The 23,913-nt window shown below is 43.9% G+C and carries 25 protein-coding genes and 1 riboswitch; of the genes, 10 read left to right on the forward strand and 15 right to left on the reverse strand.

Going from position 1 to position 23,913, the window contains the following annotated elements:
- Window positions 1–25: 25 nt before the first annotated feature.
- Window positions 26–370: a hypothetical protein gene (locus ACLWOR_RS12495; protein WP_413941075.1), complete on the forward strand. Its 345-nt coding sequence runs from the start codon at window positions 26–28 to the stop codon at window positions 368–370.
- 41 nt (window positions 371–411) lie between these two features.
- Here ACLWOR_RS12495 and ACLWOR_RS12500 read toward each other — a convergent pair whose 3' ends face one another.
- Complete coding sequence (locus ACLWOR_RS12500; RefSeq protein WP_413941076.1) at window positions 412–969, reverse strand: bifunctional nuclease family protein; 558 nt, start codon at window positions 967–969, stop codon at window positions 412–414.
- Entirely contained in the window at window positions 969–2,336 is a 1,368-nt protein-coding gene (miaB, locus tag ACLWOR_RS12505; RefSeq protein WP_413941077.1) for a tRNA (N6-isopentenyl adenosine(37)-C2)-methylthiotransferase MiaB, read from the reverse strand. Before miaB ends, ACLWOR_RS12500 begins: the two co-directional genes overlap by 1 nt.
- An 81-nt stretch (window positions 2,337–2,417) precedes the next feature.
- On the opposite strand from miaB, the gene ACLWOR_RS12510 reads away from it, so the two are divergent.
- Window positions 2,418–3,050 carry a hypothetical protein gene (locus ACLWOR_RS12510; RefSeq protein ID WP_413941078.1) on the forward strand — a complete coding sequence of 211 codons (633 nt, stop codon included), beginning with the start codon at window positions 2,418–2,420 and terminating at the stop codon, window positions 3,048–3,050.
- A gap of 95 nt (window positions 3,051–3,145) precedes the next feature.
- On the opposite strand, the gene ACLWOR_RS12515 is transcribed toward ACLWOR_RS12510, so the two are convergent.
- From ACLWOR_RS12515 to ACLWOR_RS12525, 3 genes are all read right to left on the reverse strand, one after another.
- Window positions 3,146–3,625: a hypothetical protein gene (locus ACLWOR_RS12515; RefSeq protein ID WP_413941079.1), complete on the reverse strand. Its 480-nt coding sequence runs from the start codon at window positions 3,623–3,625 to the stop codon at window positions 3,146–3,148.
- Window positions 3,619–3,716: riboswitch (purine riboswitch) on the reverse strand. (Overlaps the previous gene by 7 nt.)
- Window positions 3,717–3,748: 32 nt before the next feature.
- A complete protein-coding gene (locus ACLWOR_RS12520) occupies window positions 3,749–4,660 on the reverse strand; it encodes a hypothetical protein (RefSeq protein WP_413941080.1) in 912 nt (303 codons plus the stop codon).
- Window positions 4,661–4,728: 68 nt separating this feature from the next.
- A complete protein-coding gene (locus tag ACLWOR_RS12525; RefSeq protein ID WP_413941081.1) occupies window positions 4,729–5,709 on the reverse strand; it encodes a DUF4097 family beta strand repeat-containing protein in 981 nt (326 codons plus the stop codon).
- Window positions 5,710–5,806: 97 nt separating this feature from the next.
- Between ACLWOR_RS12525 and ACLWOR_RS12530 the strand changes: the two genes are divergently transcribed.
- From ACLWOR_RS12530 to ACLWOR_RS12540, 3 genes are read left to right on the forward strand one after another with little or no spacing between them, the layout of a single operon-like run.
- The gene (locus tag ACLWOR_RS12530) at window positions 5,807–6,982 is read left to right on the forward strand and encodes a thiolase family protein (protein WP_413941082.1); all 1,176 of its coding nucleotides are present in this window, start codon (window positions 5,807–5,809) and stop codon (window positions 6,980–6,982) included.
- An 8-nt stretch (window positions 6,983–6,990) separates the two neighbouring features.
- A complete protein-coding gene (locus tag ACLWOR_RS12535) occupies window positions 6,991–7,686 on the forward strand; it encodes a CoA transferase subunit A (protein WP_413941083.1) in 696 nt (231 codons plus the stop codon).
- An 8-nt stretch (window positions 7,687–7,694) separates the two neighbouring features.
- Complete coding sequence (locus ACLWOR_RS12540; protein ID WP_413941084.1) at window positions 7,695–8,351, forward strand: CoA transferase subunit B; 657 nt, start codon at window positions 7,695–7,697, stop codon at window positions 8,349–8,351.
- Window positions 8,352–8,404: 53 nt separating this feature from the next.
- On the opposite strand, the gene ACLWOR_RS12545 is transcribed toward ACLWOR_RS12540, so the two are convergent.
- Window positions 8,405–8,731, reverse strand: a complete 327-nt coding sequence (locus ACLWOR_RS12545) for a DUF2388 domain-containing protein (protein ID WP_413941085.1) — start codon at window positions 8,729–8,731, stop codon at window positions 8,405–8,407.
- A 204-nt stretch (window positions 8,732–8,935) separates the two neighbouring features.
- Here ACLWOR_RS12545 and ACLWOR_RS12550 point away from each other — a divergent pair, with 204 nt between their 5' ends.
- Window positions 8,936–9,919, forward strand: a complete 984-nt coding sequence (locus ACLWOR_RS12550) for a Crp/Fnr family transcriptional regulator (RefSeq protein ID WP_413941086.1) — start codon at window positions 8,936–8,938, stop codon at window positions 9,917–9,919.
- Window positions 9,920–9,977: 58 nt separating this feature from the next.
- Here the strand turns inward: ACLWOR_RS12550 and pyk are convergent, their stop codons facing one another.
- From pyk to ACLWOR_RS12575, 5 genes are all read right to left on the reverse strand, one after another.
- A complete protein-coding gene (gene pyk, locus ACLWOR_RS12555) occupies window positions 9,978–11,465 on the reverse strand; it encodes a pyruvate kinase (protein WP_413941087.1) in 1,488 nt (495 codons plus the stop codon).
- Window positions 11,466–11,470: 5 nt separating this feature from the next.
- On the reverse strand, window positions 11,471–13,147 hold the full coding sequence (locus ACLWOR_RS12560; protein ID WP_413941088.1) for a hypothetical protein: 1,677 nt from the start codon (window positions 13,145–13,147) through the stop codon (window positions 11,471–11,473).
- An 86-nt stretch (window positions 13,148–13,233) separates the two neighbouring features.
- Complete coding sequence (locus ACLWOR_RS12565; protein ID WP_413941089.1) at window positions 13,234–13,971, reverse strand: hypothetical protein; 738 nt, start codon at window positions 13,969–13,971, stop codon at window positions 13,234–13,236.
- Complete coding sequence (locus ACLWOR_RS12570; protein WP_413941090.1) at window positions 13,971–14,651, reverse strand: tetratricopeptide repeat protein; 681 nt, start codon at window positions 14,649–14,651, stop codon at window positions 13,971–13,973. Before ACLWOR_RS12570 ends, ACLWOR_RS12565 begins: the two co-directional genes overlap by 1 nt.
- Before the next feature lie 87 nt (window positions 14,652–14,738).
- A complete protein-coding gene (locus tag ACLWOR_RS12575; RefSeq protein WP_413941091.1) occupies window positions 14,739–15,449 on the reverse strand; it encodes a hypothetical protein in 711 nt (236 codons plus the stop codon).
- Between the two features lie 142 nt (window positions 15,450–15,591).
- On the opposite strand from ACLWOR_RS12575, the gene ACLWOR_RS12580 reads away from it, so the two are divergent.
- The gene (locus ACLWOR_RS12580) at window positions 15,592–15,864 is read left to right on the forward strand and encodes an HU family DNA-binding protein (RefSeq protein WP_413941092.1); all 273 of its coding nucleotides are present in this window, start codon (window positions 15,592–15,594) and stop codon (window positions 15,862–15,864) included.
- On the opposite strand, the gene ACLWOR_RS12585 is transcribed toward ACLWOR_RS12580, so the two are convergent.
- Window positions 15,845–16,258: a GYF domain-containing protein gene (locus ACLWOR_RS12585; RefSeq protein WP_413941093.1), complete on the reverse strand. Its 414-nt coding sequence runs from the start codon at window positions 16,256–16,258 to the stop codon at window positions 15,845–15,847. The genes ACLWOR_RS12580 and ACLWOR_RS12585 overlap by 20 nt on opposite strands.
- Window positions 16,255–17,844, reverse strand: a complete 1,590-nt coding sequence (locus ACLWOR_RS12590) for a ChaN family lipoprotein (RefSeq protein ID WP_413941094.1) — start codon at window positions 17,842–17,844, stop codon at window positions 16,255–16,257. Before ACLWOR_RS12590 ends, ACLWOR_RS12585 begins: the two co-directional genes overlap by 4 nt.
- A gap of 128 nt (window positions 17,845–17,972) precedes the next feature.
- Between ACLWOR_RS12590 and ACLWOR_RS12595 the strand changes: the two genes are divergently transcribed.
- A complete protein-coding gene (locus ACLWOR_RS12595) occupies window positions 17,973–19,175 on the forward strand; it encodes a vitamin K epoxide reductase family protein (RefSeq protein ID WP_413941095.1) in 1,203 nt (400 codons plus the stop codon).
- 4 nt (window positions 19,176–19,179) lie between these two features.
- Here the strand turns inward: ACLWOR_RS12595 and ACLWOR_RS12600 are convergent, their stop codons facing one another.
- Window positions 19,180–19,770, reverse strand: coding sequence for a hypothetical protein (locus tag ACLWOR_RS12600; protein WP_413941096.1), 591 nt, complete (start codon window positions 19,768–19,770; stop codon window positions 19,180–19,182).
- Window positions 19,771–19,918: 148 nt separating this feature from the next.
- Between ACLWOR_RS12600 and ACLWOR_RS12605 the strand changes: the two genes are divergently transcribed.
- A complete protein-coding gene (locus tag ACLWOR_RS12605) occupies window positions 19,919–21,040 on the forward strand; it encodes a hypothetical protein (RefSeq protein WP_413941097.1) in 1,122 nt (373 codons plus the stop codon).
- 3 nt (window positions 21,041–21,043) lie between these two features.
- Here the strand turns inward: ACLWOR_RS12605 and ACLWOR_RS12610 are convergent, their stop codons facing one another.
- On the reverse strand, window positions 21,044–21,370 hold the full coding sequence (locus ACLWOR_RS12610; protein ID WP_413941098.1) for an STAS domain-containing protein: 327 nt from the start codon (window positions 21,368–21,370) through the stop codon (window positions 21,044–21,046).
- Window positions 21,371–21,496: 126 nt separating this feature from the next.
- Here ACLWOR_RS12610 and ACLWOR_RS12615 point away from each other — a divergent pair, with 126 nt between their 5' ends.
- The gene (locus ACLWOR_RS12615) at window positions 21,497–23,905 is read left to right on the forward strand and encodes an LPS-assembly protein LptD (RefSeq protein WP_413941099.1); all 2,409 of its coding nucleotides are present in this window, start codon (window positions 21,497–21,499) and stop codon (window positions 23,903–23,905) included.
- Window positions 23,906–23,913 lie beyond the last annotated feature (8 nt).

Below are 23,913 nucleotides of genomic sequence, written 5' to 3' on the forward strand. Positions count from 1 at the left end.
AACACGACTTTCACAGGAGACGTTTATGAAAATCCTAGTCCTCGCAATCTTAACTATTTTGAGCATTTCGAGCTTAGCGAACGCCAAAGACGGAAGAGCTCCCAGCCTGAATTCCATCTACTGCCACGCCGATATCGAAATCAATTTGAGAAAATCAACTCTGACTTGGCAGACCGAAGTGATCTCTATGAAATTCGAACAGGGAGTGGACTCGTACAACAACCCGACACTTTTTGGTGTGGGCCGCAACCGCAATGGAGAAAAAGTTTATTTTCAATCAACACCCAAAGAAGGCCCCGGTTGGTCAGCTTGGATCAATACCAAACTTAAAATAGGTCGCGACTTAACTGAAATGGAATGCAATTTCTAAAATTAAAAACCCCTCTTACGGAGGGGTTTTCTTTTTTTAACTTAATTGAGATAACCGTTGCCACGGTCGAGATTTCCCATCCCCGGGATTTTTTGCGAAGACGCCTCAATGTCTGCCGTCATTACGCGCGATTTCCCAATAAAGGACTTCGTCGCATAAAGCGGAACATTCAAATACAGACACAAAGACATCGCCTCATCCGCACGAAGCTTTAGCGAGGTCACAGCAGGATTACCAGACATATACAAGCGCATGTACTGGTGCGAGCCCTTAATCTCAACAAAGACGGCCTGGCGAATTTCAACACCCAGGGCCTGCATCAACATCTCGCTGAATTTGTGCGGCGTTGAAGGCAAGATAGTGCGATTGGATTGCGCCAAGGACACGCCCGCTTCGATCGGACTGATCGCCACAGGCAAAGTGTATTGATGAGCTTCATCCTTGAGTAACAAGAATGGTCTTGTCACATCCGCACTTACAGAAAGTCCGTAAGGGAAAAGTCTCACCAAGTCGTTTTGATGAAAGCTCTCTTCTTCTTGCGTTTCGTTCGCAAAAAGAATTTGAGTTTTCATGTTATTCAAATCCAAAATCTCTTTCATTACTGAATCAGCTCTCCACGGAAAACAGCTGGGAAGGCTTTTGTGATTTTCACATCCACAGTTTTTCCAATCAAATCTTGGCTACCCAGGAAATGCACAAGTTTATTACCTGTGCTACGTCCCTGAACTTTACCAACCTCGCGGTCCGCTTGCTCGACGAGGACTTTCATCGTTTGACCTTCATAGCGTTTCACCAATTCAAATGCCATTTTGTCATGAGCATCGAACAGTCGGTTCAAACGTTCTGTTTTTACTTCTTCTTGAACTTGATCTTCGAATTTCGCAGCCTTCGTGAAAGGACGAGGTGAGTATTTGAAAGCAAAGATAGTTTCAAAGCCCACTTGCTCAACCATTGTCACTGTATCCATGAATTCTTCTTCTGTCTCACCTGGGAAACCCACGATGATGTCAGTTGAAAGAACCAAGTTCGGAATCGTCTTTTTCAGCATCTCGATTTTTTCAAGATAGTGTTCGCGAGTGTAGTTACGGTTCATACGATCCAAAATTCTCGAGTTTCCGCTTTGGAATGGAAGATGGATGTATTCCATAATTTTATCTTGGTGAGCTGCCATTGTGTCAGCCAACTTCTGATTGAAATCTTTTGGATGAGACGTCGTATAACGAATGCGCTCGATATCGGTTTCGCGAGCTACTTTCGCTAACAGGTCTGCAAAGTCCAAACCTTCTTCGGCTTTGTATGAGTTGACGTTTTGACCGAGCAACGTCACTTCTTTCACACCACGTTTTACAAGGTGCTGAATGTCCGTAAGGATGTGCTGCAATGGACGAGACTTCTCACGACCACGAGTGTACGGAACCACACAGAACGTACAGAAATTATCGCAACCTTTTGTGATATTCACGAAAGTCGCGACACCTGGATTACGAACCATGGTCTCGATATGATAAGGCGCACGGTGCTCGAACTTCGCGTTCACGCGACGTTCTTTAGGACCTGTGAAAGTTTCCGCAACCAAGTTTGGTAGGCTGTCGATTTGATCCGTACCAAATACGAAATCAATCATCGGTTGGTTCTTGATTAGATTTTCTTTTTCTTGCTGACCTACGCATCCACCAACGCCGATTTTAAGGCCCGGATTTTTTTCTTTCATTTTACGGAAAGTGCCCACTTCAGAATAAACTTTGTGAACAGGCTTTTCGCGCACGCTGCAAGAATTGATGATAATCAAGGACGCATCTTCCGGTTTATCAACCGGAGTAAAGTTTTGCATCTCCAACAGAGAATACATGCGCTCAGTATCGTTCACATTCATTTGACAGCCGTAAGTGGAAATATAAACGCCACGGCCTTGTCCAATATCTTGATTTTGCTGAGCACTTTCAGGATTTTGTGTACTCTGTTCCATGCCTCGTTACCTCTTGTGTCATTAAAGAAAGTGAGTTATAGAGGACAGCCTTAATTTTGTCTAGTTCCAAGGAGGATTCCTATGAACCCACGCCTCAAAAGCTCAAAAAAATGGACTGCATTTCCGAAGGAATACTCAGAACAAATCCAGACAGTTTTCACGGAAAACTTTGCTGAGCACTTCGATGACGCCGAATTGATCGTCGAAGGCCGTATTTACCAACAAGAAATTCTGCTCCGCGTCGGATTCCATCAAAAAGGTCGCCTGGCCCAAGCGAACTTCGAAGTTTCCATGGATTATTCTCAAGACAAACAAGACGCTGTCGCTCGTATTCATAACTGCATCGACGCTGCTGCCAGCATGATGATGGAATACTTCGAAAACGATGGCGACGTGGACTTCCCTTACACTTGGAAGGAATTCCCATTCCAAGGTCAAAAGCTGTATCTGCAATACTCGACTGAAAATTCAAATCTAGAAGCGGAAGCCAACCGCCTTTTGGGCCTTGAAGAAGGTGCGATGATTCTTGAAGATGCGGAAGACGAAGATGCTTTGTCTCGCGCAGAACAGGACGAGGAACTCTCTCCTCCTCGTGATGATGAAGACGAAGATTTCGGTGACGATTACGAAGAAGACGACGAGGACGACGAAGATGAAGACAAAGGCCCTCGTATGTTCAGCGGCAAGGGAAAGAAAAAAGGCGATCTTCACTAGATCGCCTCTATCGAAAACCCAAAACGAAAAAAGGGAACTGTAAGTTCCCTTTTTTATTTTCGAATTTCTAATGTCGAATTTCTAAAACTTGAAAACTACATGTTTTCAAGTTTTTCCATCAAGTCGCCCACTTGATCCAAGTTAGCCTTACCGAACTTGATCATCTCAACAGCGTCTTTTTGTAGCATCACGCCTTCCGCCATCTTTTCGCAGATTTTTTGCTCAAGAGGGTCTGTGATTGTGTAGACGCTTTGGTGTTGTGGCCACAAGTTTTTGATACTGTTGCTGCCACCCATGCAAAGTGGGATGTAATGGTCGATTTTGAAGTTTTGGCGCTTCATAGTGCGAGTGCGGTAACCGATTTGGTCGTATTCCTCAAAAGCCTCAGCTTTTGTTTCGCGGGATACATCACGCTCACAGTATGCAATATTTTCAGGGTAACGACGAGAATCAGGATACATGCAAAGTTCGCCAGGAGTTAAAGTTGCGTCCGGCCCTTTTGGAAACGCATCCATGGCCATTGCAGACGTTGTTGTTAGAACCAACAGAGCACTTACTAGAAGCCCCTTTAACATATTCCCCTCCAAATAGTCCGCTATTTAAGGTAGCGGGTAGAAACGTCGGACCCTATTTCCGACATATATTTGCGATCCCTCGGTTAGTCCTACCAAGGCGATTTCTCATTTGCAATACAATTTTTAGTACTCGTCGTCCTCAACGCCAGAACCATTGTTATCGCCCATACCGCGAATTTCTTCCACGTAGGCGTTTGTATCCTCTTCAAATTCGTTCTCATTCGCTGATTCATCGATTTCAAGCTCTTGAATCGCGCCCAAGAAGTCCTTCTCAGTTCTGAGGTCACGGCGGATCATCTCAAGGAATTTATCCGGGTAACGAGATGTGAGTTCTTCTACGTATCTCTCCAATTTTCCGTCTTGGAGAATCTTCTTACGAACTTGGATTTTCTTCCAAAATAGCAAGTAATGGTAACGGCAGTAAGCATCGACAGCTGCGATCTGATCACAGTCACGAGCACGGCAGTAACGGCGACCTTCAGCGTCTGTAAGAACGATTTCTTCATCCGTTTTAGGTTTTTCTTCGCCTGTCCACTCTTCTTCGATTTCTACTTCTTCTTCAGATTCCTCAACGGCTTTGAGTTCCTCTTCGTACTCCCCAATTTCATCGCCCATCATGTCGTCATCGGCGATGTAATCGTCCTCCATACCCTCTTCGTCTTTTTCTTTTTTCGCTTTCGCACCTTTTTTAGGAGCTTTGGCGTCTTTTTTAGCAGGAGTTTTTTCGGCCGCAGGTTGTGGAGTTTTCTTGTCCTGCTTTTTAACAGGAACTTCTTTCGCTTCTTTAGCGGCAACTGGTTTAGCAGCAGGTTTCGCCGGAGCTTTCGCGACCGGTTTTGCTTCAACCTTCTTTTTCACTTCTACTTTTTTAGCCGGAGCTTTTGGAGCAGGAGCTTTTTCAGCCTTCTTCTTTACAACGGCTTTTGGCGCTGCCTTTTTAACAGGAGCGGCCTTGGCTGCTGGTTTAGCAGGGGCTTTTTTTGCAGGTTTTGCTGCGGCTTTCGCCACTGGCTTCTTTTTTAAGATTTTTGCCATATTTCTACCTAGTTACGTAAGAGTGAAAGAACCTATAAGGTCTGCTGTATTTATCAATTACTGTCAACTCATTTCAGGAGGATGGAACCCTCTTGGCTGCGCACAAAAACACTCGCTCTTTGCGCATCGCCCCGCAATCGGCCGCGGGCGAATTTCTCTGCGCTGAGTTTCGCAACACGCAATTCACCAGGAACACTGATCTCCCCGTCAACTGTGAATAGATTAACCTGAGCTCCTGAGCTTGGTGGGACTGTTATCGCCACTTTGCCCGATTTAGATTTCACTTCGACTTCCGAATCCAAAGGCAAATTAATCGTGACGTTGCCATCTTGATTTTGACCTTCGATGCGTCCTTGGAAAGCTTGCAAGGTCAAACTACCCTTGCCGTTTTCAAATTGCACAGTTCCCGCGCCAGAGTTGAGTTTCGCGGTGGCTGTTTGAGTCGAGAGTGCAACAAAACCGCGGATCTTTTCAAGTCCTAATTGTCCCGCAAACCATGAAGCATCGACATCACCTTGAATATTGCGAAGAGCGCAAGTTCCTGAGTATCCGTCAACATTCACTCGACCTGTGTGATCTTGAATATTCACGTCACCTTTTTGCACATAAACCTGCAAACTGCCCGATCCATTAGCAGAACTCATTCGTCCGTGAGTCACACTCACCTTCAAATCCTTCACCCAACGCTGCGCCACAACGCTTCCGCCGCGCAACTGCACCTCTGTTGGGAGAGACAATCCTGAAATTTCAATTTTTCTCAGCTGTGTGTTGGCTTTCGGCAGGATGTTCTTCCAGCTTGCTTTGCCATTGAATTCAATCATACGCACTTCAATGATATTATCTTTACGTTCAACGACGTAGCTGCCCTCTGCTTTTGACTCTTCAACTCCGGAAATTTTAAGTGTCGCACCTGGTTGTCCTGTGAGTAAAACTTGAGCCTCAAGTCCTTTAAGAACCAGGCGATCTCCTTCTTTAACAGGAGTTTCAAAAGTGGCTGCAAAAACAGATTGAACAAAAAGAAGTGGTAGTAAAGTGTAGATCGCTGACATGCGTTGATATCCTCCTCGGAGACTCCGCGTTGCTTGACTGTCGCTTTCTAATTTAAGTAAATCTTTTTTGAATATTCAAGAACACAAGAGGTGAAATATGGAAAATGTTGTGATCGTGAGCAGCGTAAGAACGCCAGTAGCTACTTTTCAAGGCGGATTCTCAAGTCTAGCTGCTCCTAAGTTGGGCGCTATTGCTATTAAAGAAGCCATTGCACGTGCAAAAGTTTCTCCTGATGAAATCGATGAGTGCATCATGGGTGAAGTTTTGACTGCAGGTGTCGGCCAAGCTCCGGCACGCCAAGCGGCTCTTTACGCTGGACTTAAAAACTCCACACCTTGCATGACGATCAATAAAGTCTGCGGTTCTGGTCTTAAAGCTGTGATGCTAGCTGCTGACTCTATTGCTTTGGGTAATACAAAAATCGCAGTCGCTGGTGGTCAAGAGAACATGACTTTGGCTCCACACTTGCTTGAAAATTCTCGCAGTGGTTACCGCATGGGTCCGACGCAAATGACAGACTCTATGATCAAAGACGGTCTTTGGGATCCATACAACAATTTCCACATGGGAAATGCAGCTGAAATCTGCGTGAAAGAGCATAACTTCACTCGTGAAGAACAAGATGCTTTCGCAATTGATTCTTATAAAAAAGCACAAGAAGCATGGAACAAGGGCGTATTTAAAAATGAAATCGCTGCTGTTTCTATCGAAGGTAAAAAAGGCACTGTTGTTATTGAAAAAGACGAAGAGCCATTTAACACAAACTTCGACAAAATCCCTGGCTTGAAACCTGCTTTTGATAAAGCTGGAACAATCACGGCGGCGAACGCTTCTAAAATCAATGACGGTGCTGCGGCTCACGTTTTGATGTCTGCCTCTGAAGCGACAAAACGCGGTATCAAACCTTTGGCTAAAATCGTGGCGCACGGAACTTTCGCTCACGATCCAAAATACTTCACAACTGCTCCTGTTGGCGCGATCAAAGGCGCTTTGGCAAAAGCAGGTTTGAAAGTGGGCGACATCGATCTTTGGGAAATCAACGAAGCCTTTGCAGTTGTAACTCAAGTGGCAATGAAGGAACTTGAAATCCCGGCTGCGAAAGTCAACGTTCACGGTGGCGCGGTGGCAATTGGACATCCAATTGGTGCTTCTGGCGCTCGTATCTTGACGACGCTTGTTCACGCTCTTCACACTCACAACAAACGCTATGGTCTTGCGACTTTGTGTATAGGTGGCGGTGAAGCAGTCGCTTTGATCATCGAAAAAGCTTAAGGATTTTTATGAGCAATAAAGTTTATAAAGACGCAAAGAGTGCCATCTGGGACGTCAAAGACGGAATGACTTTGGTTGTGGGTGGCTTTGGACTTTGCGGTATTCCCGAAAACAGCATCGCTCGTTTGGTTGAGTTGGGTGCTAAAAACCTCACTTGCGTTTCTAACAACGCAGGTGTGGATGAATTTGGTTTGGGTTTGCTTTTGCAAAAACGCCAAGTGAAAAAAATGATTTCTTCTTATGTCGGCGAAAACGCTTTGTTCGAAAAACTCTACATGAGTGGCGAACTGGAAGTCGAATTCTGCCCACAAGGTACACTGGCTGAACGCATGCGTGCAGGTGGTGCGGGTATCGCGGGATTCTATACTCCAACAGGAGTGGGAACTCTAGTTGCTGAAGGCAAAGAAATTAAAAACTTCGACGGTCGTGATTATGTTCTTGAGCGCGGCATCGTGGGTGACTTTGCTTTCGTCAAAGCTTGGAAGGGTGATAAGTTCGGAAACTTGATGTTCAGAAAAACATCTCGCAACTTTAATCCGATGGCGGCGACAGCTGGTAAAATCACAATTGCGGAAGTGGAAGAATTGGTTGAAGTGGGTCAGCTCGATCCAGATCAAGTTCACACGCCAGGTGTTTACGTGCAAAGAATCTTCCAAGGTTCAAACTACGAAAAACGCATTGAACAAAAAACTGTGAGCAAATAGGAGATCGTATGCCATTAACACGTGAACAAATTGCTCAGAGAATTGCTCAAGAAGTTGAAGACGGCTATTGCGTAAATTTGGGTATCGGTATTCCAACTTTGGTTGCGAACTACATCCCGAAAAACAAATCGGTTATGTTACAAAGCGAGAACGGCCTTTTAGGAATGGGACCATTCCCGAAAGAAAATGAAATCGATCCTGACTTGATCAACGCCGGCAAACAAACTGTGACAGCAGTTCCGGGTGCTAGTTTTTTTTCAAGCGCTGACAGCTTTGCGATGATTCGCGGTGGTCACATTGATTTGACTGTGCTTGGTGCAATGGAAGTTTCTGAAGATGGCAGCATTGCCAACTGGATGGTTCCAGGAAAAATGATCAAAGGCATGGGCGGCGCAATGGATCTTGTCGCTGGTGCCAAAAACGTGATCGTAGCTATGCAACACACAGACAAAGAAGGAAATTCTAAACTTCGCACGAAGTGCACTCTGCCACTCACTGGCATTAAGTGTATTAAAAAAATCGTGAGCGATTTTGGCGTGATCGAAGTGACAGATAATGGATTTATCTTGAAAGAGTACGCTCCGGATTTAACACCGGAAAAAGTACTCGCAGCAACAGAGGGCAAAATGACGATTGCTCCTGATTGCAAAGCGATGACATTCTAGAAATAAAAGAGGCGCTTTTGGCGCCTCTTCTTTTCTATCTCTATTTTCTTTTTTTACTGATCAAAATTTGCGAGGATCTCGAGAGCGATTTGTTCATCTGTCGCTTGCAGATTCGGAATCATCTCACGCACTATTTGGAATGCACGTTCTGCGTTTGCTGTGCGGACTTCGCCTTTTGTACCCACGAAATAAACGAGGTCATCTTTTGCAGCCTCAAGCTGCTTGTACAATCTGATACCTGAAGAAGTTCCGGAGACAGTTCCGAAAATTAAGAAAACACGTGTGTTCTGAGTCGAGATATCGATTTCTTCAATAACACTAAATGCCTGAACTTGAAGACTCATCATCAAAGCAATTACGATCAAAGACATTGTTTTCATACTTTCATCCCATCTATAGATACAAAAAATAGAAATTACCCTTGAAAACACCACGTCACAAGCAGGCCTAAAAATCTTTCTCTCAGTGTCCAAAAGATAGACAACCGATTACTACCATTCTTAAGTCTAGGTCTCACTGACGAATTGCAGAGGTCCCCTTTTATGGGGATAATGGAAGCTCCTTTATTTAAGCAGGAGCATGCTGTGGCTGAAGCGAAAAAAGTAGCAAAAGATACGTATCTATTCCGCGAAGGTGATGCACCGGATGCTATGTATATCGTTAAAACTGGCGGCTTTGCAGTGACGAAGACGAAAGGCAACTCTGAAGTCGTCCTTGCGGAAATCAAACCCGGCGCGATGGTTGGAGAAATGGCTCTCTTCGACAACAAACCTCGCAGCGCTAACGTCAAAGCTAATAAAGATTCTGAAGTGATTTCTCTCCCATATGATTCACTCACAAAACAAATGGAACAACTTCCAGTTTGGGTGCGTGCGATCATGAAAACGCTGAACGAAAATCTTCGTGAAGCGAATAAGAAAATTAAAATTCTTGAGAATTCAAATCCGGATGAAGAGCGCTTCCCTCCTCATATCATCAACAAATATATTTCGATCTTAAATCTTGTTGGTCATAAATACGGAAAACCAGAAGAAAACGGCACACACAGCTACTCGTCTGTGCTTCTACGCAATTATACAATTCAAATTTTCCAAGAAGCGACAAACAAAATGCAATCTGTGGTGAATGCCCTCACAGATCTTGGCTACTTGTCTCAAGAAGATCGCGGCGACGGCACACAAAAAATCACCAACCTAAAACCTGCAGAGCTTTTTGGTTTTGTTGATTGGTATAATGAGTGGCTCTTTAAACAAGAAAAAGATCGTTTGCCACCGATGACAGAAGCTGAAACTCGTATCCTCAACGGAATCTTACATTTTGCAAAAAAGGTAGAGCCAAACAACAAAGGCCTCTACAAAGTCAATTTGAATGACGTACAAAACGATTCCATGAAAGAAACTGGAAATCTCATTCGCACAGAAGATGTGAATAGCTTGATTGAGAAAAAATATCTCACAGAAAAAATCATGGACGAAAAAGGAGTCTACATCATGGTAGAACTTCCTTACGTTGAGCCCCTCGCCCGCAACTGGGACATGGTGAATACTTTCAAAAAGAAACTTCGTTAAATCAAAAAGCCTCGGTCTCCCGAGGCTTTTTTTTTATTTCTACAATTTACTTTTTTGACTACTCAACAACCGGATCCGTCTGACAACGAAGCGGCAACTGATCATCTGGCAAGCGCTGGAATGATTCTCCACCCACCGTGTGCACATATATTGAATTGGTCTTTGCACCCGAGGCAATCGGCTGCCCAAGCGTTAGGATCACCTTGTCACCCGTTTTCGCCAAACCATGAGTCACAACCAATTGATCAACCTGAGTTAGGATATCTTCCATTGTCTTATAAGGCTTGATCACGTGGGTTTGAATACCCCAGAGCATTTCCATCGCATTCAAAGCTTCCATATGCTGCGTGATTGAAATGATCTTCGCACGCGGTCTAAAGCTTGAAATGATATTAGCCGTCTTACCTGTCGTCGTTAAACACACAATCGCCGTAGCATTCAGCTTTAAAGCACTCAATGAGGCACTTGCTGCAATGGCAGCGGGAGCACTGAGGAATTCACTCTCAAGAGAGATTTTGTAGTATTCCTCTTCGTTGCGCTCAACTTCGCTGATAATTTCATGCATGGTACGAATACATTTGAACGGATATTTTCCGCTTGCTGATTCCGCCGACAACATCAATGCATCTGTTCCATCCAAAACCGCATTGGCAACGTCCGTGATCTCAGCTCGCGTTGGACGAGGGTTTTCAACCATGCTATCCAGCATCTGAGTCGCCGTGATAACTGGACGACCCAACTCGTTACACACATGGATGATACGCTTCTGATAGCCCGGCAAACGACTTTGACCGACTTCAACAGCCAAATCTCCGCGCGCCACCATCACCACGTCACTCAAACGGCAGATCTCTTCAAGGTTCTCAAGAGCTTCGACCATTTCAATTTTTGCGACAATTTTGGCCTGAGATTTTCGAGTCTCAAGAATTTCGCGCAGTTTACGAATGTCACGAGCATGACGAACGAAACTGAGCGCAATATAGTCCACTTTGTGAGTGATTCCAAACTCAAGGTCTTGCAAATCTTTTTCCGTCATACACTCCACAGGCAAATTCACACCTGGAAGATTCATGCCTTTACGGTCTTTTAAAATACCACCATAGACAACTTCGACGTCCACTTCTTCGCCACGGACTTGCAGAACTTTGAGTTCCATTAAGCCGTCATCCAAGAGAATTTTTGTTCCCGGAGAGCAAGCCAAAGGAAGCTCTTTAAAATCGGACGGAATAAGTCCTTCTTTCCCAAGAACAGCAGCAGTCGTCACCACGAGCTTCTGCCCAGGTTTGATTTCAATGGAGCCTTTTTCAAATTTACCAACACGAATTTTTGGACCCTGCAAATCTTGTAAAATCGCAACAGGCGCTCTTAACTCTTTTGAGAGTTTGCGAATAGATTCGACAACTTTTAAATGATCTTCATGGGACCCATGAGAAAAGTTAAGGCGGGCTACATTCATACCCGCCTTAATTGCTTTTTCTAGATTTTTCTCTTCACGAGTGGCTGGACCGATTGTTGCCACAATTTTCGCTCTACGATCCGCTAACATATGCCTTATGCCTTCCTGTTATAAGAATTCACCTTCACCGCTAAGTTTTGCATATCTTCTTCGTGACGTCTATTCATTCTATCAAGCTGATCTTGATGAGACTCGCTGGATTGCGCCAACTTGGCCTCATACTTCTGCGTAATAGATTCTTTTTCGAGGCGTGTCGCCTTTTCCTTTTCAGACATTCGCTGCGCATGCATCTGTTCAAGACGCTTGATCTCGCGGCTTTGGCTGTCCTTCAGGTTTGCCAACTTGTCCTCATAGGTTTTTACTGTTTGCTCAAGCTTATTCTGAAAATTTGTTTCAAGATTTCTAAATCTTTCTGTCATCACCTTATTCTGCGCGGTTCTGTCTTGAAGATTCTTTTCTTGAACTTGATCCATTCTTTCCATGTAATTCCCCTTCATTGTATCCAGAGAATCTACATAGTAACGACCCATTTGATCGTTGTTTTTGTTTTGCAGATCGATAACCTTTTGCACGCGACTATCCGCATTGCTTGTCACCTGAGTAACTTGATCCTTGTGTTGTTGAATCATATTTTCGCGCTCTTCGCGATGGCGCGAATTCATCAGGTTGACCTGAGATTTGTTTTCACGATCCGCATTTTGCAAAAGCTTTTGATTATTTCTCAAAACTCCTGAAATACGTTCATCATTCAAATCCTTCATCGTCACAATAGCGTCATCACGCTGTTGTTCAACAAGGTCCATTCGTTTTTCATAAGCATTTGTCAAATTGCGCCGCTCGATTCCACGCAGACGCTCATTTTTAGAAATTTCGTTATTCAAGCGACCTTGCAGACGTTGAATTTGACTATCACGTGAACGCACTTGTGTATTCACGCGCTCATTAACTGAATCACGGAATTCTTGATTTTGCTCATCCATGGCATTTGATTTTTTTGCCAAGGCATTTTCGAACTTCTCGCGGATCACGTTTCTCTCTGAATTCATGATCTCTTGCTTGATATTTATATTATCGCCATATTCATCTTTGTTATTGATGACAGTATCTTTGTATTTTTGTGCCCAGCGAGAATTATCCGCTTCGCGACGGCGATCTGATTCGCGCAAACGAGATTCGTATGACTTTTTCATCTCACTCATTTCGCGGCGATCTTTACCACGCACTTCATCATGACCCCTCGCAATTGTTTCACGCTCTTTTTCATGAGCTGTGTTTAATTTGCGGGCATTTTCGCGAATCGTGTCTTGCGTTTGTTTGCGGTTAGTTTCAAGAGCTTCGGTGTACTTCTCATCACGAAGACCGATTTCATCATTCAGCTGCGTGACGAGATTTTCTTTTTGGGATTCATTTACTTCTTTTTGCTTTTTAAGCGCACCTTCATACGAACTACGAACGGCCTCGCGGTCGTTGTAATTGTCTTCCATGCGATTTTTTAGAGACTCGCGATAAGTATTGCGAACTTCTTCAATTTTACGATTATTCGCTGCATCTTTTTCGTTCATGACTTCGCGATTGCGCGACTTCAAAGCATCGATGCGATCTTCGTAATTCTCAGAAATCCTATTGATTTCATCATTGTGGCGTTTTTCTAAACGAGTGATTTCAGCTTTACGCTTCTTGGTATTTTCCGCCTCGCGGTTTTCGTATTCTTCACGCGTCTGACGAATCTTTTCGTCCTGACGTGCACGGTCTGATGATGAAATAGAAGACATCCTATCCTCCTATTCCCTAGCCTATCATGGGGTTTAGAAAGATTCTCGGAGTGATACTGTCTGAAAACAAAAATCAAGACTAAGATCTAGCGCTCAAAGACCTTATGAAAATAAAGCTCTTTCACGCGCTTCTGCTCAGCAAGAGCATTGTCCTTGCGGATCTGCTCTTGGCGCTTGGCCTCGGCAATTGAAGCAAGACGACGATTCGTCACCTGCTGATAGATATCTCCACTTTTAGAAGCTAAAGACTTCCAGTTTTCCTTTAACTCCTGAACATCTTTCTTAAACTGTTCCGAAGTGCCAGGATAAAGCTGCGCCCAATCCTTCAAGTGATTCTTTAAAGAAATAGGCTGCAAAACTCCAAATTCATTCTGAGCTTTGGTATTGATTCCACTCACCCAAAATTCAAAACCAGCCGGCAGCGGCAATTCTTTTCCATCACGCAAATGAACAGTTAAATCCGCACTGATGTTACGAATCCAAAAACGGCCTTCCTTTTCTAAAACCCAGAATTCTCCGTCGCGAGAACGAACTTCCGCAAAAACGGTTTCAACGCTGACCTTATGTCCTTTTTCGACCCACACAGAACCTTGAATAAGACGCCATTCTTTTTCGGATTTTCTTTCAAGTGTTGCTTGAGGTGGAGCTCTTAAACTCAATCCTTCTCGTTGAAATACAAACTCCGTTGCCGGAGCCTGAACCACACAGCTGCCTTTAGTTTGAAGACAAGCCTCAGGCTGCTGCAGCAAATCCCCGGAAGCACGAACCCGTACTTCCATTTGAAAAGCCGCTAGAAAAAGAAAGAATTGAAAAACCTTCTTCATTATTCGTAACTCACACTTTTTGCCAGTTTCGCGGCCTGCTTTTTAAGAGAGTCGTTTTGGAAGTTTTTAAGAACTGTGTTGTAAATCTCAGAAGCCTCTTCCGTCTGATTGTTGAGCTCAGAAATTTGCCCCATACGTAGCAAAATAAAGCCCGTCAAATCATGACTTGGATATTGAGTGACCATTTCATCAATACGCTCTAGGCTGTTACGGAAATCTCTTTTGAGAAAATAGCTTTCCGCTACGAAAAATTGAGATTCAACGGAATACCGAGACAAAGGATATTTCTCAAGCAAAGAGTTAAATTCTTTGATCGCGCGTTCATAGTCTTGATTGTTAAAGTAAGTCTTTCCCTTTTCAAAAAGGACACCCGAAAGATCAATGGCACTTTCACTTGCTGGAGACCGAACAGCTGAAGAAAAGGTTTTAAGATCGTATTGAGCGACGAGCTTTTTTTCATCCGGCATCAGCTGTGCAACACTTTGTTGAAAGTCTTTCAGCTGATAGGACAACAAGGCATTTTGGAAGCGCTCTTGCTCCACTTCTTTTTGCTTGGCACTTAAACGCATCTCAAATTCTTTTTTGCCATTGAAGTGACCAACGAAGGTGACGTAAACGCCCATCAAGCCGACAGTCAAACAAAGACAAAAGACGACAAAAAGACTATTGTTGTTTTTCATAGTCTCTTTATCGGACAGATTCGAAAAAAATTGAGCAGTTTTAGGAGCTTGCCTTAAAAGGCTGCAGATTTATCTCAATATGAAACACTACTTTGGTTCAGTGTAGACGACTTCCGCATCCAGGTCTTTCCATTTTCCATCTTTTTGAATTTTAGGACTGACTCGCCCCTTCATAAGACGAAGCTGTTTATCCTCGACCGTGTAGCCAAAATAAAGAGGATCAACTAAAGCGGCAATCACAAAACTTGTCGGCTTCATACGAAGCTCCAGCCATTTTTTCCCGTCTTTTTCAGTGATACCGACTTTTTGCAAGGTAAAACCCACGGTTTCAAGGCGATCCCAAACCGCGAAGCGCACATCGAGATCTTTTCCAGACATCAATTGATCCCAATTCGCAAGTACATAGGCATTAAAGTTTGCCGTACATACGATCGTCCCCTTTGCCTTTTCGTCATCAGTTTTCTTTTTTCCGTCGGGACCTTGATATTCAAAGTGCACTCGACCGTTGTTCACTGTGATAGTGCCTTTTTCCTTTGTTTGCGGACGATCCATTTCGTACTTTTCTAATTCCACTCCACGCAACTGACCTTTTTCAATGACAACAACTTGCCCCTGAAGATCCTTGTAGACAGATTGAGTGCTAGAAGTGCCGTCAACTTCAATTTTCAAATCAACATCACTCGTAAAAAGCTTTTCTGTTTGTTTCGATTTAAGTCCATACAAAGTCCCAACCAAATGCAGATCCGCCTGCGCAAAACTCAGGGACGAAATCAACAAAGTACCAATAATTGAAATCATACTCACCTCTCTCGAACATTCAGTCTGCCCGTTTTTTCAATGATGACAAAGGGGAAGCTAATAATCTGCTTAATTTTATTTTAACTTGACGTTACACGGCGCAAAAACTAACCTGACAAGCCCTGCAGGTAAGGATTTCAGAATGAACAAAGCGCAACTGATCGAACTTGTTTCCGAGCGAACAAAGAGCACCAAAAGCCAGTCCGAGATGATCCTGGATGCTACTCTTAAAGTGATTCAAGAAGCTCTTAAAAAAGGTGACGAAGTGAAGTTGGTCGGCTTTGGTACTTTTTCACGCAGCACTCGCAAACCTCGTCAAGGGCGCAATCCAAAAACTGGCGAAACAGTGAAAATTCCCAGCGCTTACGTTCCCCGTTTTAAACCAGGTAAAGATCTTAAAGATGCTCTGAATTAATCAGGCTGCGAAATTCTGGACGATCTCCAATCTGACACCATCCTGATAATCCTGATTTCCAAATAAGTTGAGAAGCTGTGATCTGCTGACTTCTCACCATCTGCAGAATTTGTTGAGAACTAAACGGCCCTTCTTGTTTCGAGTTTAAGAGCAAGACCCAAGAGGCATCCAAATCTTCACCCATTTCAGGATTTGCTACTTTTTGTTGAGAAGGAAAAAGACTCGCTTCAAAGTATCGCCATTCGCTTGCGGGCTTCCAAGTTCCTTCTTCGACTAAGGACAGTAAGTCATACAAACCAATTTCGCCCCGGTGAATTTTAAGACGGATTTCTTCCTCACTTACAGGCCCTTGCGGTTTTAGATTCTGGCTGTAATACCATTTTCTCTGACTCATAACTTTTCCTTTTTACTGTGAAACGGCACGGGCAAAGCCTCGATCACTTCAAGCATCTCATAATAGGCTACAGAAAAACTCTCAGAACTCACGGGTTTTTTCAAAAATCCAACAACTGTCTGACGAGACAAAATCTTTTTGTGATAACCGAAATACAACCGCTCCCCTAAAATTCCCCCAAGAAGGCGGGCCGCCACGACAAAACTGAGTTTTCGCTTCGGCTTGGCTTGCAACTTACGACGCGAAGATCCTGTGACTGCCATCAATTCATGCATTTTTTGAGCGAGGGCAAGCTGTAAAGCTTCTTTGCCTAAATCAATAGGACCCTTTGACGACAAACTGGATTTGATATCAGCAATCGTATCTGTTTTGCGTTTATGATTGATGATCTTAGACCCAAAATAAGAAATCCCCTCAAGCCAAATAAGTCTTTCAAAGTCATTCGGCATATCAGAAGCGAGTTTCAACTGCGGACTCATTTGCGCATGCACATACTGCATAGCTAAAGAGGCGGCGTGATTGACCGTAGGACGAGCTAAATAGGCAATTTGCGCTTCGGGCAAATAAAAAGACATTTCTTCAGCGATCAGATATTCAATCCATTTTAGCTTGCGCAAATCATAGACAGATTTCAATTGCGACCAGAACGATTTATCTTTTGTCGAGTACACTGACAAACCCGAAAGAGAAACGGGATGCCCGAGTTCATCAGATATGATTTTTACATAACGGCCGACATGGTCTGAATAATCGAGAAACTCTTCATCCTCGTCATCCTCGTCTATCAAACCTTTTGCCAAACCCAAGTCATAGGCTTGCTCAAGATACATCAGATAGTTCTGCCACTTCACCCAAGGAGGAACACTCATCAGGCAAAAAATATTTCGCGAGATACGGATCAGATCGGCATGAGCTTCTTTTTCTTGTTTTAAGAGCTGAAAATAGATTTTCTCAGAGTTTTGAAAAAGACGCAGAATATGCTTGGAAAATGCAGGTCCCAGATTTTTTTCGATCTCAGCGGGAATGTGCTCTTTGGCCAGATGCAAATCACCATAAATCACACAAATCAAGGCATCATGATGTTGCTTCACCAGTTCAGCGATTTTCTTTCCCGCAAAAACGTCCCGAGATTTTAATGTCGTCCCCGTGCGTTTTTTATAACTGCGATTCAAACCAACAACTGGAATTTTATTTTTTTGCGCCCATCGCAATAACGGCCGATAGTGCTCCCATGGAAATCCCCAGCGACTCTGCCATTGAATTCCTTTTAAGAAGTCTTTCTCTGACATCTTGCCACTAAGATAACGGTCGATTTTTTCTTGATCCGCAGCTTCAAAAAATTCGACAGCCAAAATTTTTCTGCGCTCTTTGGGAATATTTCGAAGCACTCGAACTTGTGCTTTCTGAGATTGATGAAGGGCGTGAAAATCACCCATCAATAAAACACGCGATTGAGCCACCTGGTCCCACAGTTCATCATGGGCTACGGGCTGCCACTTTTTATTGAATTCCTTCTCATATAGTTTGCGATAACGCAGCAACTCCGGAGTATCCTCCCCAAGTCGTGCTCGTACCTGACGTTCCATCTGAACGTAGAGGTCCTTTCGAATTCGTATCCATTTTTGCAAATCGTCCAAACATCAATCCTTGATGGCTATAGATTTTCACATAATTTTGATTGATTTCAAGCGACATTCTAAGATTGAATGAAGTCATGAAAAACAGCGCTTTAAAAAACAAGTTTCTTCTTCTTGCACTTTTGACGACTTTGGCTGCCATCGGCGTTCATCTCTACCTAACTCAACACTTCTATGCTTTGAAGTTTGGAACCCAAGAGGGACCTTCCGTTTGTAACGTCAGCGAAACTATGAACTGCGATGTCGTCACGGCGAGCAGCTACTCAGCGCTCTTTGGAATTCCAATTGCTCTTTGGGGTATGGCTACAAACCTTGTCCTTCTTTACTTCCTTGCGGTCACTCGCTGGAATCTGACGCAAGATCGCGCTCAAACATCACGCTACGCCTTCCTCTTCTCTTTAGTGACAGTGATTGCCTCGGTGGTGATGGGAATCATCTCTTTCACTAAAATCGGTTCAGTGTGCTTATTCTGTATCAGCGCTTACGTTTTGTCGGTAATTGGATTTATCGGCGCTTGGTTGGGCGCAGAAGACCTTTCAGCTTCAAATATTGTCGAAGATATCAAAGACGTTTTTGTTTCCCAAAGATGGGTTCTTGGGTTCGCTATTGCAATTCCTGTGATCGCCTTCCTGGGAAATATTATGTATCTTGAAAGCCATGGAATGAGTGAAGTTGATAAATTAGCGAAGGAAAAAGTCGCTTATTGGAATGTCGCTCCTCAGCAGACATTTGATCAAACAACAGGACTTATCATGCAAAAAGGTTCTGGTGAACCTGTCATGACAATCGTTGAATTTGCCGACTTCCGTTGCGGACATTGTAAATCTGCGGCAGCTCCGATTCACTCGTTCGTCAACAGCCATCCCGATGTGCGCTTGATTTACAAACCATTCCCACTTGATGGAACTTGCAATGAAGCTCTTGGTGGTCGCGGAGATGGCATTTCTTGCGGACTTGCATTCGCAGCGATGTGTGCAGAGAAAAATTGGCAAAAAGGTTGGGCCGCTCACGACTATATCTTCGACAAGCAAACTGAAATCGTTCAAGCCGGGAACTTAGATAAAAATCTCGAAGAGATCGCAACACATATTCAAGCACCACTTGAAGATCTTAAAAAATGTGTCGCAAGCCCGGAGATCCGCGAACTGGTTTCAAAAATGGCAAAAGAAGGCGAAAATGCCAAGATCCAAGGAACGCCGACAATCTTCGTAAATGGTCGCGTATTAGATCGCGGACAGGTGATTCCTGTTCTTGAAGCAGCCTATAAATCTTTAAAGTAATTCTTTAGAAACCGACGAGCTCGGCAAGCCAATTCGCGAACTTGCCGAAGCCGTCATCAAAGACAACGATTGTGGTCTTTGCCAGACCATTTACGATATCGAGCCAGAACGCTAAAAGAATGATGGCCAACGCCGAAATCCAGACAGCCTTCACAACATAAATTGTCGAGCGCACATCTTGAATGCGCAGATCGCTCTGAATTTTCTCAACAACTTTTAGAACATATTGAAGTTCGCGGAAGTGTTCTTTGAACTTTTCACGCAGCTCTTGTTGTTTTGCACGGGTCAACGAGTTGATTCCTGGGAAACTTCGCTTGGCTTTGATGGCATAAATAAGATCAATTGAGTGATAAATATATCGCGTGACCTTATCTTTGAAGTTTGGATACTCCGAAGGCTTTTCTAGAAAGTCCTTTAACTCTTCAATGGCTTTGTCATAGCGCTCATCCAAAACCCAAACCAAAATGTTATAGCGAATAGAGTCCGGTCGCCCAAGATCGGAGCGATCCACCCCCACATCAAACAATGCGGGATCTGCACTTTCTGTTTTTTCAACCACTCCATTTGGAGCATCTTTAACTGCAGGAACTGCCATATTTCTCTCTTCGGAAGATTACGAGGAGGAATTCAGCCTCCCCCGTCTAGTTTATACTAAGGTCCAGACTTCAGAAGTGAGTTTGACTAAGGTCGACCCATCTTGAGACAATAGTCTTGTGGCGACCTAGACTTCATGGAGGAGGGCTATGGAAACCGATTCATTCCAAAGCGCAATTTTAGCACATCTCGATTTCGACCAACCGACTGTTCAACGCAGAAGCGAAGGCATTCCTTTGCCGGACGAAGTCCCTCAGAAAAACGATTTCAGTCATCTCCCAAAAGAGATTCTTAAATCTTCAACCGTTGAAAATCTGATTTCACAGAATGAAGACTTGATGGCGCGACTTAAAGTTTCGCTGCGTCGACTCTCCTTACTGGAAAACGAAAATCAACGTCTTTCTGAAGAAGCCCAAAAAGCTCGGATGTCTCAATCTTCCACCACAGACCAACTTTTGGTGTGGAAAGAAAAAGACAATCTTTGGAAAAACAAAGTTGATCAACTTGAAAAAGAACGCGCGATCCAACAAGAAAAAATCCGCGCCCTTCAAGAAAAATCACAGGGTCTTGCCAGCGAAATGAGTCGTCATCTCAAATATCATGAGAAGATCAAAACTCAAGTTCGCCCTTACATCGCACAACTTAAAGAGTACTCTCGTACGCAAGATTTAAAACTGGCTGAAACTGAAAGTTTGCTGGCAAATCGTGAAGCTCAACTTCGTGATCTTCGTCATCAGATGATGGAAGTCGCTAAAAACTCCATCTACCAAGTGGAAGTTCAGGATAAAAAATCAAAAGAGATGATCGAGTTCTACGAAGGTCAAATCACAAAAATGACCCATGACCTGGCTCACCTCACAAGAGTTCAAGAGGAACTTGAGATTAAATCACTCAAACTTCACGCTGCCCTAGAGCGTCAAGACAGTCTTGAAAATGAGCTTGTCGCTTTACGCCGTTCGAAAGAAGAAATGCGCCAGCGTCTGGAAAAAGATCTCGCACAGAATCACGAGCGTATGCAGGAGCTTTCTCGTCAGAATCAAAAACTGGGTGTGGAGCATGCGGACTTACAAGTACGTGTTGTTGAGGACTCAGAAAAGATCCAACGCCTAGAAAAAGAGCACTTCCAAATGCAAGAGCAAATGGAAAGCTTGCGTTTCATGTGGGCTGCCAAGAATGAGGAAAATGAAAAACTAAAGGCAGCCGCAGCTGCCTTGGAGCGATTGAACCTAGAACTGAGCCAAAAACTCAGTGAAATTCGTCGCGGAGAATAGTTTTTAGAAGCTTTGAATCGCAGTTTCCACGTTTTCGTGGAGTTCTAAGTTTGGACATTCAGAAAATTGAAAAAGGCGGGTAAAATCTTGATTGAGACCCGCAATTTTCGCGTTCATTTTATTCGATGAGTTAAGATCACTCAACGCACTAAAGAAATTTTGAATACCCGAAGAACCGACAAAGCTGAGGTTTCTCATGCAAAAGACAATTTTTCTATTGGGAAAATTGCGCAAGCAAGCCGCTTTAAAAGCCTGTGCTTTCTCAATTTCCATACGACCACTTAGAGCGACAACAGTAATATCCCCGTCCAGCACGAGTTTAACTTCCATGAAAACCTCTTTGCATAAATAGCTATAGTTCCCGATTTTTCGGCAGAAATTTGTGACGTTTTGAGTCCAAAAAAAGACCGGGGTTTCATCTCGACAAACGGCCAGAAATGTTCCTACAATACCTCGGTGCTTCAACGTTTTATCATCTTGTTTTTTATTCTGATCTCTTTGGGAGGCTTGCTGCCTTTTTCAGCAGCGCGTGCCGCAACCAAAATCCAAGGTATCTTAATTGATGCCGACAGCACCTTCTATGATTCTCAAAAAGAATCCATGATCTTAGAAGGCAATATTCAGATGGTTTATCAAGGTCAGTATATCAAAGCTGACAAAGCACGCGTCGGCTTGCGCATCAAACAAATCGAACTCTTCGGCAACGTAGAAATCAAAGATGCCAAGAACACGATTCAAGGTGATCGCATTTATCTCGATTACGAAAACAACACCGGCATTATTTACGAAGGCTCTGTGCAATCAGGCCCTGTCGTGTTTTCCGGCACGACTTTACAAAAAATCGGAGATGCAGAATTCATCGTCAGCTCCGCCGACTACACCACTTGCTCGAACTGCCCAGCGTCTTGGAGTTTTAGCGGTAGCACTGTGCGCGCTGAGATGGGCGGATATGCCTACATCAAAAATGCGATTTTGCGTTTTTGGGATGTCCCGGTTTTTTGGTTTCCGTATCTGATCGTGCCTCTTAAAAGCGAAAGACAATCGGGCCTTCTCACTCCGACATTTGAACAATCAAGTACGGGTGGTGTGGCCTTCGCGCTTCCCTACTTCTGGGCGATTTCTCGCAACACTGATGCGACAATCACAGCAAAAAATTACGAAAAAAGGGGTCTTAAAGGATTGCTTGAGTATCGCTACATGCTGAATGACGACAGCGAGGGCATGCTCAACACCTCAACAATGTACGATGACGCCTTTGCCAACGAAGAAAGATTCAATCGCTACAGACCATTTGATGAACAAGGTCGCGCGATGAACCGTTGGTTTATTCGCTATGATCACTACTTTGAAATGCCAGATGAGTACGTGCATCGCGCTCAAGTTAATTTAGCCAGTGACCTGCAATATCCAAAAGACTTCCCACTTGAAACACAAAATCACGGTGACTCGGCCATGGACAACCGTATGTCGTTGACCAAAAACACCAAGGATCAACACTACAGTGTCGACTCTTCTTATTACGTCAACATGTTGCATGGGGACCCTCTGTCTGGAAACTACGATGCCGTTCATCGTCTTCCCGAACTCCGCTTTTCTCAGGCGCAAAAAAATATTTATGATACCAACTTCATTTTTTCGATGGATTTGGATTATGTGAATTTCGCCCGTGCAGGAAATGCTTATGACGATTTAGATCCATTCACGGATCCTTCGACTGGCAATCAGTTAAGATATTTAAAAAATACCTGTAGTGATCCGAATTGGGAAAACAATCCTATTTGTCGTCGCGTCTTCGACGGAACTTATGATCCGAACACGGATCTGATTCGTGCAGGTCAACGTTTGGATTTCCAACCCGCGATTTATTATCCAATAAAGATTGGCGATGGCATTGATATCATTCCACGCGTTGCTTATCGTGAAACTCACTACACGTTTACAGCTGGCGATGAAACAAACTATGTTCGTCGCTACCTTCGCACAGAGCTGGGTGGACGTATGAATTTTAGCCGTATATACGGCGATACGATCAATCCGAAATCCACGCGCTATAAACATGAAATCATTCCGGCGATTGCTTACACTCATATCCCTTGGATGGATGCTAAAAACCATCCGTTTTTTGGAAGTGGCCAGATCGACGATGCCCCGTACACATCGCGCGACAGTATTTCTGATGGTGACTTAGGAAGTCCGTATGGATTGCAATTTGACTATAATGACCGTATTTACGATCGCAACCTTGTGACGTTAGGTCTTATCAATAAGATCGTTGAAAAACGTTGGGTAGGAGATCGCCCCGACTATCGCCAAATTGCCTCACTTAAAATCGCTCAGTCTTATGATGCGACTCAAGCCAACCGAACCGACCGTGAACCTTGGTCTGATATCGTGACCACGCTTGACGTACGCATGGATCGTTTCCAAACGTATTCAATTTTCAATTATTTCCCTAAAGAAGATCTCACTAATATTTCGTCTCGTGTTCGCGTGATGGATGACTGGGGAAGATTTGGCGAAGTGGGACTGACACGAAACTACAAAATTACGCCTGGCCAGGAAGTGAATACCAAAAATCGTACTGAAGACTATACGTTCTCTGCCGGTTTCGTCTCTCGCTATCTGAACTTGATGGGGAAATTGGTTTACGATGCGAATTGGACTGAATCTCAATCGCAGGACAAAATCAAGTCATGGGCTTACATTGCTCAGTTCAAACCGCCGGGCGACTGTTGGCTTATCACAGCCATGCAAGATCAGGTCACAGGTGGTGACACGAACTTCAGTCTGAGTTTTGAATTTACTTTCGATGGAGTTCCAAAACCGGCACTTCCTCCAGAAACTCTGGATCAGTTCGGTTTCTAGTTTCTTAA

Source organism: Bdellovibrio sp. HCB2-146, assembly GCF_047345725.1.
Lineage (GTDB): Bacteria > Bdellovibrionota > Bdellovibrionia > Bdellovibrionales > Bdellovibrionaceae > Bdellovibrio.

Bases quoted from the DNA above. Each gene is read 5' to 3' on its own strand.
- ACLWOR_RS12495 (WP_413941075.1), top strand. From the start codon at position 26: ATGAAAATCCTAGTCCTCGCAATCTTAACTATTTTGAGCATTTCGAGC.
- ACLWOR_RS12500 (WP_413941076.1), bottom strand. From the start codon at position 969: ATGAAAGAGATTTTGGATTTGAATAACATGAAAACTCAAATTCTTTTT.
- miaB (WP_413941077.1), bottom strand. From the start codon at position 2,336: ATGGAACAGAGTACACAAAATCCTGAAAGTGCTCAGCAAAATCAAGAT.
- ACLWOR_RS12510 (WP_413941078.1), top strand. From the start codon at position 2,418: ATGAACCCACGCCTCAAAAGCTCAAAAAAATGGACTGCATTTCCGAAG.
- ACLWOR_RS12515 (WP_413941079.1), bottom strand. From the start codon at position 3,625: ATGTTAAAGGGGCTTCTAGTAAGTGCTCTGTTGGTTCTAACAACAACG.
- ACLWOR_RS12520 (WP_413941080.1), bottom strand. From the start codon at position 4,660: ATGGCAAAAATCTTAAAAAAGAAGCCAGTGGCGAAAGCCGCAGCAAAA.
- ACLWOR_RS12525 (WP_413941081.1), bottom strand. From the start codon at position 5,709: ATGTCAGCGATCTACACTTTACTACCACTTCTTTTTGTTCAATCTGTT.
- ACLWOR_RS12530 (WP_413941082.1), top strand. From the start codon at position 5,807: ATGGAAAATGTTGTGATCGTGAGCAGCGTAAGAACGCCAGTAGCTACT.
- ACLWOR_RS12535 (WP_413941083.1), top strand. From the start codon at position 6,991: ATGAGCAATAAAGTTTATAAAGACGCAAAGAGTGCCATCTGGGACGTC.
- ACLWOR_RS12540 (WP_413941084.1), top strand. From the start codon at position 7,695: ATGCCATTAACACGTGAACAAATTGCTCAGAGAATTGCTCAAGAAGTT.
- ACLWOR_RS12545 (WP_413941085.1), bottom strand. From the start codon at position 8,731: ATGAAAACAATGTCTTTGATCGTAATTGCTTTGATGATGAGTCTTCAA.
- pyk (WP_413941087.1), bottom strand. From the start codon at position 11,465: ATGTTAGCGGATCGTAGAGCGAAAATTGTGGCAACAATCGGTCCAGCC.
- ACLWOR_RS12560 (WP_413941088.1), bottom strand. From the start codon at position 13,147: ATGTCTTCTATTTCATCATCAGACCGTGCACGTCAGGACGAAAAGATT.
- ACLWOR_RS12565 (WP_413941089.1), bottom strand. From the start codon at position 13,971: ATGAAGAAGGTTTTTCAATTCTTTCTTTTTCTAGCGGCTTTTCAAATG.
- ACLWOR_RS12570 (WP_413941090.1), bottom strand. From the start codon at position 14,651: ATGAAAAACAACAATAGTCTTTTTGTCGTCTTTTGTCTTTGTTTGACT.
- ACLWOR_RS12575 (WP_413941091.1), bottom strand. From the start codon at position 15,449: ATGATTTCAATTATTGGTACTTTGTTGATTTCGTCCCTGAGTTTTGCG.
- ACLWOR_RS12580 (WP_413941092.1), top strand. From the start codon at position 15,592: ATGAACAAAGCGCAACTGATCGAACTTGTTTCCGAGCGAACAAAGAGC.
- ACLWOR_RS12585 (WP_413941093.1), bottom strand. From the start codon at position 16,258: ATGAGTCAGAGAAAATGGTATTACAGCCAGAATCTAAAACCGCAAGGG.
- ACLWOR_RS12590 (WP_413941094.1), bottom strand. From the start codon at position 17,844: ATGGAACGTCAGGTACGAGCACGACTTGGGGAGGATACTCCGGAGTTG.
- ACLWOR_RS12595 (WP_413941095.1), top strand. From the start codon at position 17,973: ATGAAAAACAGCGCTTTAAAAAACAAGTTTCTTCTTCTTGCACTTTTG.
- ACLWOR_RS12600 (WP_413941096.1), bottom strand. From the start codon at position 19,770: ATGGCAGTTCCTGCAGTTAAAGATGCTCCAAATGGAGTGGTTGAAAAA.
- ACLWOR_RS12605 (WP_413941097.1), top strand. From the start codon at position 19,919: ATGGAAACCGATTCATTCCAAAGCGCAATTTTAGCACATCTCGATTTC.
- ACLWOR_RS12610 (WP_413941098.1), bottom strand. From the start codon at position 21,370: ATGGAAGTTAAACTCGTGCTGGACGGGGATATTACTGTTGTCGCTCTA.